Below are 16,749 nucleotides of genomic sequence, written 5' to 3'. Positions count from 1 at the left end.
AAAGCGATTGCCTGGCGGCAGCGGGCCATTGCCGGCCACCGCGATCAGAAGCGATACGACAAGCTGGCAAACAGCTGGCGGGGTGCGACCAACTGATACGAGCCGGAACTCTCGTTCGGAAACACCGCACCGATCGCGTCGTCCTTGTCGAACAGGTTGTAGACCGACAATTGCAACCGGCCGCGCGCAAGCGGCCCGCTCTCGCCGCCCTGGTAGCCGATGCTGCCATTGACCAGGAAGGTGGCATCGACGCGTTCGGTGTTACGGGTATCGCCGTAGCGCTTGCCGGTGTACTTGGTATCGAGATTGACGAACAGATGCTCGCCTTCCCACCCGCCATTGAGGCTGACCAGCACCTTGGGTGTATCCGGCACCTGGTTGCCCTTGACCTGCACCAGGCTGCCGCTGACCGGGCCGAAGTAGTTGTCTTGAAAGGTGGAGTCGTTCCAGGTCAGCGAGGCACCCAGGCGCCAGCCCGGCGCTGGCTTCCACATCCCCGACACTTCCACGCCCTCGGTCTGCACGTCGCCGACATTGGCATAGACGGTGGGCGCCACCACCAACGGATCCGGATCGGTCAAGGCGATGATCCGGTGTTCGTAGTCGATACGGTAAGCGGCGACATAACCACTCCAGCGACTGGATTCGGCGCGGATGCCGATGTCGATATTGGTCGACTCTTCCGGCGCGATATCGGGATTGAAGGCGCCCGACGTCAATGCCAATCGCGGCGCGGAGCTGAAATTCTCTGCATAGTTAGCAAACATCTGCACGCCCTCGCCCAACTGCAGACTGGCACCGACCTGTGGCTGGAACCAGTCGCTGTTCTTGATGGTCACATCGCGGCGCACGTCGCGATTGAAGTCGTCCAGGTTGGCGATGCCGTTGTAGTCGCGCTTGACGTCCAGCCCCTTGGCGCCGAACTCCAACGTCAAACGGTCCTCGAGCAGGCGCAGGGTGTCCTTGAGATACAGCTGTTTGACCTCGGTGGAAAAGTGGTTGTCGTAGTAGATGACGATCGGCCGTTCGTACTTGAGCAACGCACCTGTGGCCGGATCCAGGTTGTACAGCGGGCGCACCTGGTCGAAGTCGTAGTGCTCATACCACCCTCCTACCTCCAGCGTGTTGCGCTCGGTCTGCCAGGACACCGCCGTGGTCGCGCCATAGCGGTCGCCGCCCATGATTTCCTCGCGCCGGGTCATGGCGCCGACCCGCACCACAGTGCCGTTGGCATCGACGATCTGCGGATCGTCGATCGCGATATCGGCCCGCCCAGGCGTACCGGCGATGGCCTCGTTGTACAGCGCCGTTGCGGTACTCGGCGGCGTCCCGCCAATTCCGTAACCGTGCTTGTTCTCGTGGTAGCCGGTGAAGCGCACGCCAATCGTGTCGTTGAACAGGAAATCGCCATGCAGGCTCAGTAGCGAATCGCGCCGCCCGTTCTGCCACTCGCTGTAATGCTCGGCATCCACCTCCGGATTGCCGGTGAGGCGTTCGTGCAGTTTCCACGCCACCGATCCATCGGCGTTGTACGACTGCACGTCGTAATCCTTGCGGTTGTTGTAGATCCAGCCGAGGGTCAGGCTGCCGACATCCCAGGACTGCCGAATCTTGGTTTCAAAGTGATCGCTCTTCTGCGTGGCCGGTGGCATGTCCCACACCCCACCCTGCGTGCGCGACGCCGACACATACGCGCTCGGCCCTCCCTCCCACCACTGCGGGGTATCCAGCCGCACGAAGCTGCGCACCAGATCGTCCGAGCCAACGGTCTGAGTGAGGTTGCCGCTCCAACTGTCGCCCCCCTTGGGCGGCAGGCTGGTGTAGCGGATCGCACCGCCCAGCGCGTGATAGGACGGCTGGGTCACATCGCCGGAGCCCGCAGAGACCGTCACGTCCAGCAAGTTCTCGCTGGAAACATAGCGGGTGATCGGCCCACCTTCGCGGGTGTCGAAGGTTTCGATTGGAATGCCATCCAGCGTGACGCCGATCTGATTGGCGGAAAATCCGCGGATGGTCATCGCATCGCCGAATTCGTACAAACCGAACGGATCGGTGGTCTGCACGTTGACGCCAGGCAGGCTGGCCAGCAGCTGTTGCGGCGCCACACCAGGCACCTGTGCCTGGATTTCGTCATTGGAGATCGCTGCCGTGGTGCGGGTCGAGCCAGTGCCCACCACGCTGACTGCATCCAGCGTGCGCGCCTCCTGGGCCAGCAACGGCGCGGTGGGCGTACCCGCCAGTAGCAGAACGGACGACGCTACTACCGGGCGCCTGGCAGCAAAGCTGAGCGCGGCAACGATGGACGTCGCCAGATGGTCGTTTTTCGAGCGTTTGCGCATGCGATCAACCCCTTGGATGGACTGGGCGTGCCAATTCACCGGGGCTCCCAGCCCGGTCGGCACGGCGACTGCGGTACGACGCGACCATAGCCAGCCGCTGCGTCCTGCAGAGCACGACCGGCGGGTAGGCTGCAGATGGGTGGGTAGGTGGCGCGCGCATTCACCTCAGGGACGGCCACGTCTGCCTACCCGTCCGCGCCCGCGCTGCGTTGAAGGACCCGCATCGGCTTGCACGCAAGCGTGTGGATCGACGAGGCTGGCGCATTGCCTTGGAGGCCATTCATGCCGCTTGCCCGTCCTTCGCTATTGCTGCTCGACTTCGATGGCGTGCTGGCGCTTTATTCGCGACCACGCCGCATTGCCGCCCTCGCCGCGGCCACCGGTTGCACACCGGCACGTGTCCACGAGGTCTTGTTCGTCCAGGGATTGGAGCGCAGCTATGACGCTGGCGAGATCGACACCGAAGCATATCTGGCGCGCCTGAGTGCGGCGCTGGGTGCGACGATCGACCGTGCCATGTGGGTGGCCGCGCGTGTCGCGGCGTGTCGCGCCGATGCGGCGGTGGTAGCGCAGGTGCAGGCCGTCTCCACGCATACCGCCATCGGCGTGCTCACCAATAACGGGCCACTGATGGCCGAGGCGATCTCGCAGATCGTGCCTTCGCTGTTTCCGCTGCTCTGCGGGCGGGTGCTGTGCAGCGGTGCGCTAGGTGGCCGCAAGCCGGACGCACAGGTCTATACGCGCGCCCTGGCGCAGTTGCAGGCAGGCGCCGCGCAGACGCTGTTCGTCGACGACGTGTTCGTCAATGTGCGTGGCGCGCGTGCCGCCGGTCTGCATGCAGAGACCATCCGCGATGCGCGTGGATTCCGTCGCGTCCTGAAACGCTACGCACTGGCCTAGAGCGTGTTATGTACGTTGAGCTGAGTGCGAAGCAGTCCAGTGGCGCGTCGAGACAAGGCGTGCGCTGTAGCCCAGGCTGGCCGGCTGAGCAAGGGGCGCAACGCGGTCTGGGCGCGCCACTGGACGCTTCCCGCAGGGTTCGCCGGCATGCCACCGGCAACGCGCGGTGATCGTACTGTTTGGGGTGACCCGTCAGTGCTGCGCCACGTAGGCCGCCAGCGCCAGCCGCAATCGTGCCAGGCCGTCGGACAGCTCGGCGTCGGTGAGGTTCAGTGCTGGCACGAAACGCAGCACGTCCGGCCCGGCCTGCAGCAGCAACAAGCCATGGCCGGCGGCCAGGTCGAGCAAGGTGCCCGCCTGCCCGGCATGCGCTGGTGCCAGCACCGCGCCCAGCATCAGGCCGCGTCCGCGAATCTGCGCGAACAGGCCGAACTCGGCATTGAGCGCCTCCAGACCGGCGCGCAATGCGGCCGATTGACGCTGCACGTTATCGGCGATCTGCGGCGAGGCCAACTTGCGCAAGGCGACACGTGCCACCGCCGCGGCCAGTGGATTGCCGCCGAAGGTCGTGCCATGCGCACCGAACTGCATGGTCTCGGCCACCTTGGGGCCGGCCAGCATCGCGCCGATCGGAAAGCCGCCGCCCAAGGCCTTGGCCAGGGTGACGATGTCCGGCGTCACCTGGTCCTGCCAGTGCGCGAACAGGCTGCCGGTGCGGCCCATGCCGCACTGGATCTCGTCCAGCACCAGCAAGGCGTCGTGGCGGTCGCATAGCGCGCGCACGTGGGCCAGGAACCCCGGCGCGGCCGGCATCACCCCGCCCTCGCCCTGAATCGGCTCCAGCATGACCGCCGCCACGTCACCGTCCGCCATCGCCGCTCCCAGCGCCGCCACATCGTTGAAATCCACGTAGCGGAAACCGCCTGGCAGCGGCTCGTAACCTTCCTGGTATTTCGGCTGGGCAGTGGCGGTCACCGAGGCCAGCGTGCGCCCGTGGAAGCTGCCGCGGAAGGTGACGATGACGCGGCGGTCGACAGCACGCCCCTGCCCGCTGGCCCACTTGCGCACCAGCTTGATGGCCGCTTCATTGGCTTCGGTCCCGGAGTTGCACAGGAACACCTTTTGCGCAAAGCGCGAGGCGACCACCAATTCCTCGGCCAGGCGCAACGGCGGCGCGCTGTAGAACACATTGCTGGTATGCCACAGCTTGCCGCCCTGTTCGACCAAGGCCGCGACCAGATCGGGATCGTTATGGCCGAGCCCGCTGACCGCGATGCCAGCGGACAGATCGAGATACTCGCGCCCCGTCTCGTCCCAGACGCGGCTGCCCTGGCCGCGCTCCAGCACCACCTGGCGCGGGCGATAGACCGGCAGGTAGTAATGCGCCAGGGACAGGGGCGAATCGGCGGCGGTGCTCATGGGCGTGCGTCACGGAAGCGGAGGGAGGCTGTGCATTCTCGCCCATTCGCCGGCCTGCGGCACAATGGAAGGATGCGACCGCTCTCCGATCCCCCGTTGACGCCCGCGACCGAGGGCGGCTGGCGCCGGCACTGGTTCGATGTCATCTACCGGCACGACACCCGCCCCTCGCGCAACTTCGACCTCCTGCTGGTGGTGGCCATCCTGGCCAGCGTGGTGGTGGTCATGCTCGACAGCGTGCCGCGCCTGCACGCGCACTCGGCGAGTTGGCTGGTGCCACTGGAATGGGCCTTCACCGCACTGTTCACGCTGGAATACCTGCTGCGGCTGGCGGTGGTGCGTCGCCCGCTGCACTACACGCTGAGCATCTGGGGCGTGATCGACCTGCTGTCCATCCTGCCCAGTTACCTGTCCTTCTTCGTCCCCGGCGCGCAGACCCTGCTGGTGGTGCGGGTACTGCGTCTGCTGCGGTTGTTCCGCATTCTCAAGCTCACCCGCTATGTGCAGGAGAGCGGCCAGTTGCTGGATGCGCTCTGGCGCAGCCGACGCAAGGTGTTGGTCTTCCTGTTCACCGTGCTGACCATCACCGTGATCGCCGGTGCCAGCATGTACGTGATCGAAGGCCCGCAACACGGCTTCACCAGCATTCCGACCAGCATGTACTGGGCCATTGTCACCATGGCCACGGTCGGCTTCGGCGACCTGGTGCCGCAGACGACGCTCGGCCGCTTCGTGACCTCGGCGCTGATCCTGATCGGCTACAGCATCATCGCCGTGCCCACCGGCATCTATACCGCCGAGCTGGCCAGCAGCCTGCGCCGCGATGCGTCCACGCCAACACCCGGCACAGACCTGCAACGCGATTGCGGCCGGTGTGGGTTACCCGATCATCAGGCCGACGCACGTTACTGCCGCCGCTGCGCCGCGCCGCTCATCGGTTGAGCGGGCGCGCCGCACTCACGGCATCGATCGGCACGCCTGGCCCCGCCACGTCCACGCCGCTGCCGGCGTTGCCAGTGCGCTCAGTCGAGGAACAGATCCGGCAGCAAGGGCTGGCTCGGATCGACTGCATAGCGCTGCAGATCGGTAATGCCTTGCTGCGCCAGCACGTCTTCGTCGAGCAGGAATTGCCCATGGAATCCCGCTGCAGGCCGCGTGAGCAACGCATGTGCGGCGTCGGCGACGATCTCCGGCCGCCGGCAGCGCGCCGCGTCCACGCCTGGCAGCATATTGATCGCTGCGGTGGCGATCACCGTGCGTGGCCACAGCGCGTTGACGGCCACGCCCTGCGGGCCGAACTCGGCTGCCAACCCCAGCGTGACCAGACTCATCCCCATCTTGGCCAGGGTGTACCCGGTATGCGGCCCCCACCACGCCGGGTTCAACGACGGCGGTGGCGCCAGGCTGAGGATGTGTGGATTGGGCGCGCGCAGCAGCTGCGGCAGGCAAGCCTGGGCGCACAGGAAGCTGCCGCGCGCATTGACCTGTTGCATCAGGTCGAAGCGCTTCATCGGCGTGTCCAGCGTGCCGCGCAGCCAGATCGCGCTGGCATTGTTGACCAGGATATCGACGCCGCCGAAGGCGTCGACGGTTGCGGCGACCGCGGCCTGCACCTGCGCCTGCTCGCGGATGTCGCACTTCAGCGCCAACGCCTGTCCGCCCGCCGCGACCACCGCCGCGGCCGCACTGTGAATGGTGCCGGGCAGCTTGGGGTTGGCGACCGCCGACTTGGCGGCGATGGCGACATTGGCGCCATCACGTGCGGCACGCAGCGCGATCGCCAGGCCGATACCGCGCGAGGCGCCGGTGATGAAGAGCGTCTTGCCTCTCAGCGTCATGGGATTGACCGTTCGGGGATTGGCAAACGCTTACAGGTTGGCAAAGGTGCATGCGCGCGAGCGTCAGACCAGCGCAGACGCCATCGGTCACGCTGCAATGCCGACGCCGCACACCTCATGGTTTCGGCCCCTGTCCCTCGTTGTCTTCCCAGTGCAGCACGCGGCGAGTGACGAAGCGATACACCGGCTTGCCGGTGGCGAACCACAGCTCGCGCACCCATGAGCGGCGCCGCAGCACGCGGCGCTCCACCGGCGTCAACGCCTGCGGACAGTACATGCGCTTGTGCTTGAGCAGATGCCGCAGGTCTTCGCGGGCGAGCAGCCGCATCCAGCGCGCGCGCGGAGGTCCGCGCATCGCGAGCTGGAAATCGATCAATCCCGGTGTGCCATCGTCCTGCACCAACCAGTTGGCCTCCTTGGCCAGATCGTTGTGCACCACGCCACGACGATGCAGCTGTTGCAGCAGGCGACGCGCCCCGCGGAAATAGGCCAGATCTCCCCGTGGCGGACGTTGGTACATCGCCGCACCGGCGAGGTAGCTGCGATCCAGCCGACGGCCATCCCAATGCAGCAAGCGCGGGGTATGCGCCAAGCCGTCGAGCTGGCGCAAGGCCAGCGCTTCGCGCCGCGCCAGCCACCATGCCAGCCCACGCAACACCCAGGGCGCCGCCTGCAGGTCGCGACGGACATAGATCGCGTCCGCCTCGCGGACCAGCAGGATGCGTCCGAAGGTATCGGACTTGAGGGGCAAGGCGCCGGCAGGATCGGAACTCATGCCACATTGTAGGCGGACGCGCATCGTAGAGCTTGCTCGCGCCGCAGCACGATGGGGCGTCAACGCATCCTGCAACCGCAGGTGAAGCCAGGCGGCTGCGGTGAGCAGCGTACGGCCAAGCTCAGGCCTGGGCACCTATAATCGCGCCATGGACTCATCATGGATCGACGCCACGCTGGAGTGGATCGGACACCACCCCGCGTTGGCCGGCGTGGTGATTTTTGCCGTCGCATTCTGCGATGCGGTGATCGTGCTGGGCGCGCTGGTGCCTGCATTACCGCTGCTGTTCGCCATCGGCGTGCTGATCGGCCTTGGCCAGATCAATGGCCCGTATGCGGTGGCCTGCGCCACGCTCGGCGCGTTTGTCGGCGACGCGCTCAGCTTCTGGATCGGGCACCGCTGGGGCCATCAACTGCATACCTATTGGCCGTTCCGCCGCTACCCGCAATTGCTGGAGCGCGGCGAACTGTTGTTCCGCCGCAATGCCTTCAAAAGCATCCTGATCGCCCGCTATGTCGGCGCAGTGCGCCCGTTCGTGCCGGCCATCGCCGGCATGGCGGGGATGCCGTTCAAGCGCTACCTCGTGGCCAGCGGCCTGGCCTGCATTTCCTGGGCACTGCTGTTCCTGGTGCCCGGCTGGGTCCTCGGGACGGCCTACGATGCGGTGGCCGCGGTAGCCGGGCGTTTGTTCGTGGTGGTCGGCCTGTTGGCGGCGGTGATCGGTGCCGCCTGGGCGTTGGTGCTGTATTCCTATCGCTGGTCGGCCGGTCACCTGGACGCACTGCTGGCACGCTTGCTCGATTGGTCGCATCGGCACCCGGTGCTGGGCAATTGGTCGGTGAGCGTGTTCGACCCGCGCCGTCGCGAATCGGTGCCGCTGGCGATGATCGCGCTGATGCTGTTGCTGCTGGGTTGGGGCTGGTTCGTGCTGCTGATGGTGGTACTGGCCCACGGCGAACCGCTGCGCATCGACCTGGCGATCCACGACCTGATGCTGGCGCTACGCAACCCGCTGGCCGACTATCCCATGCTGGCGCTGGCCTCGCTGGGCGACTGGCAGGTATTGCTGCCACCGATTGCCGCCGCCATGGGCTACCTGGCCTGGCGCCGGCGCTGGATGGCGGTGAGTCACTGGGTGATCGCCCTGGCGTTCGGGCTGGCGCTGACCGAGCTGCTGGGTGCCACCGTGCACGTGGTACGTCCGCCGGCGGCCAGTCGTGGCTTCGGTTTCCCATCGGTGGCGGTCACGATGGCGACGATCGGCTTCGGCTTCTTCGCGCTGTTGATCGCCCGCGAATTGCCGGGACGTCGACGCGTGTGGCCCTATCTGGTCAGCGGTGCGATCGTCTCGCTGATCGGCTTTGCCCGCCTCTACCTGGGTGCGCACTGGCTGAGCGATGTGGTCGGCGGGATGCTGTTCGGCATCTTCTGGCTGCTGGTGCTGGGGATCGCCTATCGCCGCCGCGCCACCCGTGCGTTCTGGGTCAAGCCGGTGTCCTGGATCTTCTACGGGGTGTTCATGGTCTGCGCGATCAGTCTGGCGCCACGCCACCTGGACGCCAAACTGACCAAATTCGAGCCGCCGCCGCCGCTGCCGATGACGCTGCAGACCCAGGCCTGGTGGAATGGCCAATGGCGCGGCCTGCCGGCGCGTCGCAACGAATTCGATGACGATCAGCGCTGGCCGCTGGATGTGCAACTGGCCGGTCCGCTGGGACCGCTGCAGCGGCAATTGGAGGCACGCGGCTGGCGCGTCCAGCAGCAGGCCGGCTGGGAACAGGCACTGCACCTGCTCGATGTCAGCGATCGTCCCGAGGATGTGCCGATCCTGCCGGCGACCCTGGACACCCAGGTCGAAGCCTTGCTGATGGTGCGTCCGGCCACGCCAGGTCATGTCCATGTGCTGCGACTGTGGCCAGCGGCCGCCCGACTCGAACCCGGCGACCGGCCGCTTTGGGTGGGCAGCACCCAGACCCTGCGCTACAGCCGACATTTCAACCTGGTCGGCCTGTGGTACCCGCTGCGCGGAGTGGACCCGGCATTGACCGCGCTGCGCGAAGCGCTGGGCCCGCTGCCGTATCGGCAGGAACAACGGCGACGCTCGCAGATCCCGGTGATACTGATCGACAGCACCGCCCTGCCCGACCGCGCCGCTGCCACTCCGGCAGCACCGACGGTCGACGCGCCGCCAGCGCCGCAACCTTGATATCAGCGCCGGAGGCGGGTGCGGTGCCAGCCGTCGCCGCGCCGGCACCACGGGCGCTTTCCACCGCATGCACTGGCGTCGCGCACGGGCGAAGCAGATGGCCGCAACTCACGCGCGGATGGCTTCGCTGCGCACACGCCGCGCAGAGACCATCTCGGTTCACCCACAAGGCTCAATGACGGCGAGAGAGCCGTCACCGAGCGACACGCGCATGCGCTCGCATTTTTCGACGGCTGACGCCGGATCACCACAACACCCCATCCACCGGCTGCGCCGGCTCAGGCGCCGGCTCGCCGATGGCCTGCAGCGCATCGATTTCCACCGTGCGGCACATCGCATCCAGTGGCAGGTCGTGGAGACGGTTGGCGAAGGGATCGGCCAACTCGTCACCGATCGCCAGCACGGCCAGGAACATCAATCCGGCGATGGTGGAGCCGACCGGGGTGGCGTACTGCAGCGTCTCCACCAAGCCGATCGGCAACAGCACGCAGAACAGCCGGGTGAACAGGTTGGGATAGAACCGATACTGATACGGCAGCGGCGTATTCTTCAGCCGCTCCATTCCCCCTTGTGCGTTGGCCATGTCGACCAGCACGCGCTCGACGCTGGCTTGCTGGATGCTGTCGATCCAGCCACGGCGCCGCGCTTGTTCGATGTCGCGACCGGTAGTGTCGAGCAGTCCGTTGGCGACATTGCTGCGCGTCATCACCGCTGCGGCCTCGCCAGGATCCACCCGTGACTCCAGCGCCATGGCGATCGGCAGACGCCGTAACTGGCATCGCAAGGTGTTGACGTAGGCGATCTGGCGCAGCGCGATCGCTCGTCCACTCGCGCCACTCTCCGGCGTGTCGAGCAGCGTCGCCGCCAGCCGCACCAGGTTGCGCGAGGCATTGATCATCTGTCCCCACAGCACGCGCCCTTCCCACCAGCGCTGGTAAGTGGAATTTGCGCGAAAGCCCAGGAACAGCGCCAATGCCGAACCAAAGATCGTCAACGGCAGCGCTGGCGCGCGAAACGGCAGCACGTAATAGACGATGGTGATCAACACGTCCCACACGAACAAGACCGCCAGCGTTGGCCACGCCTCGCGAACGATGTCGGCAACGCGCGGCTTCACATCGATGATCAAGGCGTGGCTCCGCAGTGGCTGACAGGATCGGACATGCGCACCGCGGCGCGGCGCCCAGGCGCACTCAAACGTGCCCGAGTCTGCAGTGACGGCGGTGCAAGAGCGGTGAGGAGCCCGATGCGTGGCGCGCTAGAGCGTGTTATGTCCTGTGAGGTGACGCATCTCATCTCAACGTGCGTAACACGCCCTAGGGCATCCATGCCAACAGTTGGTCCAGGCGTCGATGCGGGTCGTCGCGTTGCAGCAGCGATAGGCGCTGCCGCTCGGTCAACGGCAACAGCTCTGCCAGCCGCCACCCCACCCAAGCTGCCTGGTCCAGCAAGGCCGGACCGGCGGACAGGAACTCGCCGCCGACCTGCTCGAGCATGCGTTCGAGCACGGTGGCCAACAACGCGTGCTGCGGACGCAGCTCATCGTCGCTGTCCGGTTCGCACCATTCGACCTCGCCGACCACCAAGCCGTTGTCACGCACGCGCGAGCGCTGCACATGGAACCGCCGCGTACCGCGCAGGCGCAGCACCAGCACGCCATCGGCGCCGACGTCGAAGTCCTCGATCCGCACCTCGGTGCCATAGGCCGCCGGCACCGCTGGTGCGCCGACTTCGTTCCCATCCAGGATCAGGCAGACGCCGAAGCTGGTGCCCTGGCGCCCGCATTCGCGCACCAGGTCCAGGTAGCGCCGTTCGAACACCCGCAAGCCCAGCGCCGCACCCGGCAGCAGCACGCTGTGCAGGGGAAACAACGGCAACGTGCCGGTCGTGGCGTCGTCGTGCATATCGCGCACCGTCAGGCCAACTGCGCCAGGAAGCGGCGCGGCGCGGCGTCGAAGCCGCCATTGGACATGAAGACCACATGGTCGCCTGGACGCGCGAGCTCGCCCAGCGCATGCAGCAACGCATCGACATCACGCACGACCTGCGCCTGGCCACGCACCTGCGCCACGATCGGCGCTGCGTCCCACGCCAGCTCCGGGCGATGCAGGAACACCACCGCGTCGGCATCCTGCAGCGAGGGCGCCAACGCCTGCGCGTGCGCGCCCAAACGCATCGAATTGCTGCGCGGCTCCATCGCCACCAGCACACGCGCATCGCCGACCTTGGCGCGCAGGCCCTGCAAGGTCGTGGCGATCGCGGTGGGATGGTGGGCGAAGTCGTCGTAGACGGTGATGCCATTGCGCTGGCCGAGCACCTCCAGCCGCCGTTTGACGCTCTGGAAGCGTGCCAGCGCCGGCATCACCGTGGCCGGATCCACGTCGATCGCCTGCACCGCCGCAAGCGCTGCCAGGGCGTTGAGGACGTTGTGACGGCCGACCAGAGGCCATTGCACCCGGCCGATCTCGACACCATGGCGCAGCACCGCGAACGCGCTGCCATCGGCAGCGATCAACTGCGCGCTCCAGTCCAATCCAGGATCGAAGCCGAAGCGCTCCACCGGCGTCCAACAGCCCATCGCCAGCACGTCGGCCAGGTGGGCATCCTCGCCATTGACGATCAGCCGCCCTCGCCCCGGCACCGTGCGGACAAGATGGTGGAACTGACGCTGGATCGCCGCCACGTCGGGGAAGATATCGGCGTGGTCGTATTCGAGATTGTTGAGGATGGCGATCAGCGGCCGGTAGTGGACGAACTTGCTGCGCTTGTCGAAAAACGCGGTGTCGTACTCGTCGGCCTCCACCACGAAGGCGCGCCCGTGCCCCACACGCGCCGAGACGCCAAAATCCTCGGCGACGCCGCCGATCAGAAAGCCCGGTGCCTGGCCGGCGGCCTCCAGCAGGTAGCTCAGGATGCTGCTGGTGGTGGTCTTGCCATGCGTGCCGGCCACGGCCAGCACATCGCGCCCCGGCAGCACCCGCTCGGCCAACCACTGCGCCCCGGAGGTGTAACTGCGGCCGGCATCCAGAACGGCCTCGACCGCCGGATTGCCGCGCGAGAGCGCGTTGCCGATGACCACTTCCGCATCGGCGGACACATGCTCGGCTGCATAGCCTTGGGCGAGCGTGATGCCCAGGCGTTCCAGCTGGGTCGACATCGGTGGGTAGATCGCCTGGTCGCTGCCTTCCACCTGCCAGCCCAGTTCGCGTGCGAGGGCGGCAACACCGCCCATGAAGGTCCCGGCGATGCCGAGGATGTGGAGTTTGCTCATGCGCACATTGTCGCCGATCGTCGCAGTTGCTGGGCATTGGCGCCGACGTCGTCACGGCGATGTCGGGGAACACCTACCCCACTGTCGGGAAATTCCCGATATGCGAACTCCATCACATCCATCACCATGCTGAACGCCAGTCGCAGCACCCCTTTGGTCCTACTCCCCAAGAGGCCAAATCCCCAGGGAGCTCATGCTGTCGGAGCTTTGAGCAAGCTCATTACTGGCGTCATTCCGCCCCGGTCGGCCTGTCCGCCCGGGGTTTTTCTTGTCCGGCGTCCGTGACAAGGCCGGGCGGCACGCCCGGCCTCCTTCGCTCAGCGGCCCAGTGCCTGGCTGATACGGTCGAGCACTTCGTCCAGCGTGCCGACGCCGTCCACGCGCGCGAGCTTGCCGCGCTGTTCGTAGAAGCCGATCACCGGAGCGGTGGAATCGGTATAGACCTGCAAGCGCTTGCGGACCGACTCGGGATTGTCGTCTTCGCGTCCCTCGGCCTTGGCGCGACCGGCAATGCGCTCCACCAGCAGTTCGTTGGCGACGTCCAACTGCACCACTGCATCCAGCGGCTGGCCGATCTTCTCCAGCAGCCCGTCCAGCGCATTGGCCTGGGCCACGTTGCGCGGATAGCCGTCGAGGATGAACCCCTTGCCGACATCGGCCTGACCGAGCCGCGACTCCAGCATGCCGAGCAGGATGTCGTCGGACACCAGATCGCCGCGCGCCATCACTTCCTTGGCCTGCAAGCCCAGCGGCGTACCTGCCGCCACCTCGGCGCGCAGCAGGTCGCCGGTGGAAATGTGCGGGATCTGGAACTTGTCTTTGAGCCGTGCCGCCTGGGTGCCCTTGCCCGAACCGGGCGGTCCCAACAGAACCAATCGCATCAGTGGACTCCACTATCGAATAAAAACGCGTTGCGGCTGGCGGCGTTAGACTCGGGCTATCGCTGCCATGGTGACCGCATGGCCTTCCAGCTTACCGCATCCGGGGAATGTCCCTGCAATGTCCCCGTCCCTGTCTCACTCCAAGGAGCCTGTCCCGCTATGACCAAAGGCAACCTGCTATATGCGCAGTCTGGCGGCGTCACCGCCGTCATCAACGCCACCGCCGCTGGTGTGATCAGCGAAGCGCGTGCGCGCAAGGTCAAGGTATTGGCCGCCCGCAATGGCATCCTCGGCGCGCTGCGCGAGGAGCTGATCGACACCAGCAAGGAATCGGCGGCGGCGATCGCCGCGCTAGCGCAGACGCCGGGTGGCGCCTTCGGCTCGTGTCGCTACAAGCTCAAGTCGCTGGAGCAGGACCGCGCCAAGTACGAGCGCTTGCTGGAGGTGCTGCGCGCCCACGACGTGCGCTGGTTCCTTTACAACGGCGGCAACGACTCGGCCGATACGGCCTGGAAGGTCTCGCAGCTGGCCGAGGCCTTCGGCTACCCGCTCCAGTGCATCGGCGTCCCCAAGACCATCGACAACGATCTGGCGGTGACCGACACCTGTCCGGGATTCGGTTCGGCGGCCAAGTACACCGCGGTGTCGGTCCGCGAAGCCGCGCTGGATGTGGCGGCGATGGCCGAGACCTCGACCAAGGTCTTCATCTACGAAGCGATGGGCCGCCATGCCGGCTGGCTGGCCGCGGCGGCGGGCCTGGCCGGGCAAGGCCCGGACGACGCGCCGCAGATCATCCTGCTGCCGGAGCGGGCCTACGACCAGGCCGCGTTCCTGACCAAGGTCAAGCAAGTGGTGGAGAAGGTTGGCTGGTGCGTGGTGGTCGCCAGCGAAGGCATCCAGGACGCACACGGCAAATTCGTCGCCGATGCCGGCGGAGCGACCGACTCGTTTGGCCACGCGCAACTCGGCGGCGTGGCCTCGTATCTCGCAGCGCAGGTCAAACAGGAACTCGGCTACAAGGTGCACTGGACGCTGCCCGATTACCTGCAACGCTCCGCACGCCACCTGGCCTCCAAGACCGACTGGGAACAGGCCCAGGCGGTCGGCAAGGCCGCCGTGCAATACGCCCTCAAGGGCATGAACGCGGTGATCCCGGTGATCGAACGCGTCAGCGACGCTCCCTATCGCTGGAAGATCGTGCCCGCCCCGCTGCACAAGGTGGCCAATCACGAAAAGAAAATGCCACCCAGCTTCCTGCGCAAGGATGGCTTCGGCATCACCGAGCGTGCCCGCCGTTATTTCGCCCCACTGATCAAGGGCGAAGCGCCGCTGGTCTACGGCAACGACGGCCTGCCGAAGTATGTCGGCCTGAAGAACGTCGCAGTGGCGAAGAAGTTGCCGACCTGGGAGGGGTGAGCACCCTCACGCGACATCCCGGCAGTGCATCGCTGCCGGGACGCCAGCGTACTTGGCGGCACCGATCCATACCGACGTTCCCCCGTTGCGCAACCGAGCGTAGTCGCTGAAGTCGACCAATACGCGCTCTTCTGTTCGCTACCGCGAATCCGCCGATTGCGGCGCAAGCGTTCCACTGAGAGAATCGTGCCCGCAAGGATGCCAGGGGCTGCGATCGATGCGGCTCTACGCCCGCTTACGGCGCGCGACAGCCTTCGCAGCCCCCTTTCTGATCAAGGATGTTGACCATGAACGCTCGTCACCTTGGTGCCGCGCTGCTACTTGCAGCCTCGGCCCCCGCGCTTGCCGCAACCTGCGAGGACAGTTTCCAGAAAAAGGGCAACCCCTTTGTTGGAACCACCTTCTCCGCCTCGGTTAGCCACCCAGGCCTGACTGTGCGCAGCGCAATCGGCCAGATGCACGTGATTGCCAAGCAGGCAAAAATGGATGTCCTCAGCGAGGACGCGGACGCTGGCTCAATGTTGATCGAAGAGCCGGAAACCATGACCCACAAGCCGATTCCGATGATCGTATCGGCAAGTGCTGTCGATGGCGTCGGCACGGTCAACCTGCTGGTCAAGGTCAACAAGGGTGCCATTGCGCCTGCCGACAGCGCACGCACCGAAATGTGCAAATTGTTGAATCAGGTCAAGCCCGGCGCAGCAGGCGAGCAATTCGCAAAGAAGACGCTGGACACTGCTCCCGTGGACATCAGCGCCGACAAGCTTGGCTTCCAGCTGCGCAACCAGCACAAGGACAACCCTGCCGCCATCGAGCCGCGTTATGCCAACAAGGTCTATCGCATCACTGGCAAGCTCAATCAAGCCGGCGTATTGAAAAGCGGCGGCACCTATAACGTCGGCTTCGACGTGCTCCAGAGCGACAATCGCTTCGAGACAGTTGCCATCACCTGCGCATTTGCCGCCAACCAGTCCGCCTATGCTCTCGCATTGCGTCCGGGAGAAAAGGTGACGCTGACCGGGGTGGTGGATCGTTACGATCAGATCCTGCAAGTGCTGTGGTTGCGCGATTGCCGCGGCAACTGATTCGGCACCGCAACTCAGCGAGCCCCGGCGCGCCGGGGCTCGTCATCCCGAGGCCAGTTCACCTGTAGATGCAGCAAGGCGCTGACCGCGCGCCTTTTTGTGCCTTGCAACCTGCATGGCCGCGTCGCTTGCCCAGCATGCACTTACGCGACCACGCCATTGAGCTGGGGACGCGTGGACACGTGGGATTCCCCGGCCTAAATGGATATTGGATCCGCGATGATGCGTTGACGATCCCAAAGCAGGCCCAGCCTTGCTTGACGCAGGTTTGGCTGTCGCGACATCGCCATCGCAGCCAGGTCTGCAGGCGATGGCCTGCATCGCCTTAGAGCGTGTTATGCACGTTGAGGTGAGATGCGTTGGCTGTCAGCGGTGCGGAGCGGGTGCTGCGTGGCGCCGGCTTGGCTGGCACCTGGCACCAAGGCAAGCGGCGCGGCGCACGCTCCGTGCCGCTGACGGCCAACCCTACGGGAAGCGCCCTGCGGCGCGCCGATACCGCGTTGCGCGCCTTGCCCAGGCGGCCAGCTTGGGCAAGGCGCACGTCTTGTCTTGACGCGCCACAGGACGCTTCGCCCTCACCTCAGAGTGCATAACACGCTCTAGGGCGTGTTAACACAAC

General features: G+C 66.1%; 13 protein-coding genes. 5 read left to right on the top strand and 8 right to left on the bottom strand.

The annotated features are described in order from the left end of the window. Positions 1-44: 44 nt before the first annotated feature. The gene (locus tag CKY51_RS04150; protein WP_152248927.1) at positions 45-2,339 is read right to left on the bottom strand and encodes a TonB-dependent receptor; all 2,295 of its coding nucleotides are present in this window, start codon (positions 2,337-2,339) and stop codon (positions 45-47) included. Positions 2,340-2,621: 282 nt separating this feature from the next. On the opposite strand from CKY51_RS04150, the gene CKY51_RS04145 reads away from it, so the two are divergent. Continuing rightward, positions 2,622-3,239 (top strand): HAD-IA family hydrolase, encoded by a 618-nt coding sequence (locus CKY51_RS04145; protein WP_022972670.1) that lies wholly within the window; start codon positions 2,622-2,624, stop codon positions 3,237-3,239. A 192-nt stretch (positions 3,240-3,431) separates the two neighbouring features. On the opposite strand, the gene CKY51_RS04140 is transcribed toward CKY51_RS04145, so the two are convergent. Continuing rightward, complete coding sequence (locus CKY51_RS04140; protein ID WP_022972669.1) at positions 3,432-4,658, bottom strand: acetylornithine transaminase; 1,227 nt, start codon at positions 4,656-4,658, stop codon at positions 3,432-3,434. 72 nt (positions 4,659-4,730) lie between these two features. Here CKY51_RS04140 and CKY51_RS04135 point away from each other — a divergent pair, with 72 nt between their 5' ends. Then, positions 4,731-5,600 (top strand): ion transporter, encoded by an 870-nt coding sequence (locus CKY51_RS04135; protein WP_022972668.1) that lies wholly within the window; start codon positions 4,731-4,733, stop codon positions 5,598-5,600. Between the two features lie 80 nt (positions 5,601-5,680). Here CKY51_RS04135 and CKY51_RS04130 read toward each other — a convergent pair whose 3' ends face one another. Both CKY51_RS04130 and CKY51_RS04125 read right to left on the bottom strand, forming a co-directional pair. Further along, positions 5,681-6,496: an SDR family oxidoreductase gene (locus CKY51_RS04130; RefSeq protein ID WP_022972667.1), complete on the bottom strand. Its 816-nt coding sequence runs from the start codon at positions 6,494-6,496 to the stop codon at positions 5,681-5,683. A 115-nt stretch (positions 6,497-6,611) separates the two neighbouring features. After that, the gene (locus CKY51_RS04125; RefSeq protein ID WP_022972666.1) at positions 6,612-7,271 is read right to left on the bottom strand and encodes a serine/threonine-protein kinase; all 660 of its coding nucleotides are present in this window, start codon (positions 7,269-7,271) and stop codon (positions 6,612-6,614) included. A gap of 148 nt (positions 7,272-7,419) precedes the next feature. Here CKY51_RS04125 and CKY51_RS04120 point away from each other — a divergent pair, with 148 nt between their 5' ends. Next, positions 7,420-9,477: a bifunctional DedA family/phosphatase PAP2 family protein gene (locus CKY51_RS04120; RefSeq protein ID WP_022972665.1), complete on the top strand. Its 2,058-nt coding sequence runs from the start codon at positions 7,420-7,422 to the stop codon at positions 9,475-9,477. Positions 9,478-9,721: 244 nt separating this feature from the next. Here CKY51_RS04120 and CKY51_RS04115 read toward each other — a convergent pair whose 3' ends face one another. The 4 genes from CKY51_RS04115 to CKY51_RS04100 form a co-directional block, all read right to left on the bottom strand. Further along, positions 9,722-10,606 carry a bestrophin family protein gene (locus tag CKY51_RS04115; protein ID WP_022972664.1) on the bottom strand — a complete coding sequence of 295 codons (885 nt, stop codon included), beginning with the start codon at positions 10,604-10,606 and terminating at the stop codon, positions 9,722-9,724. A 187-nt stretch (positions 10,607-10,793) separates the two neighbouring features. After that, the gene (locus CKY51_RS04110; RefSeq protein WP_022972663.1) at positions 10,794-11,381 is read right to left on the bottom strand and encodes an LON peptidase substrate-binding domain-containing protein; all 588 of its coding nucleotides are present in this window, start codon (positions 11,379-11,381) and stop codon (positions 10,794-10,796) included. Between the two features lie 11 nt (positions 11,382-11,392). Then, a complete protein-coding gene (gene mpl, locus CKY51_RS04105; protein WP_022972662.1) occupies positions 11,393-12,748 on the bottom strand; it encodes a UDP-N-acetylmuramate:L-alanyl-gamma-D-glutamyl-meso-diaminopimelate ligase in 1,356 nt (451 codons plus the stop codon). 317 nt (positions 12,749-13,065) lie between these two features. Next, positions 13,066-13,629, bottom strand: a complete 564-nt coding sequence (locus tag CKY51_RS04100; protein ID WP_152248926.1) for an adenylate kinase — start codon at positions 13,627-13,629, stop codon at positions 13,066-13,068. Between the two features lie 159 nt (positions 13,630-13,788). Here CKY51_RS04100 and CKY51_RS04095 point away from each other — a divergent pair, with 159 nt between their 5' ends. Further along, complete coding sequence (locus CKY51_RS04095; protein ID WP_022972660.1) at positions 13,789-15,045, top strand: 6-phosphofructokinase; 1,257 nt, start codon at positions 13,789-13,791, stop codon at positions 15,043-15,045. 287 nt (positions 15,046-15,332) lie between these two features. Continuing rightward, positions 15,333-16,130 carry an OB-fold protein gene (locus tag CKY51_RS04090; RefSeq protein WP_152248925.1) on the top strand — a complete coding sequence of 266 codons (798 nt, stop codon included), beginning with the start codon at positions 15,333-15,335 and terminating at the stop codon, positions 16,128-16,130. Positions 16,131-16,749: the final 619 nt, after the last annotated feature.

The organism is Xanthomonas maliensis, assembly GCF_009192945.1.
GTDB classification, from domain to species: Bacteria; Pseudomonadota; Gammaproteobacteria; order Xanthomonadales; family Xanthomonadaceae; genus Xanthomonas; species Xanthomonas maliensis.
The sequence above is the reverse complement of the archived record's forward strand: the minus strand, read 5'-3'. Positions and strand labels throughout refer to the sequence as shown.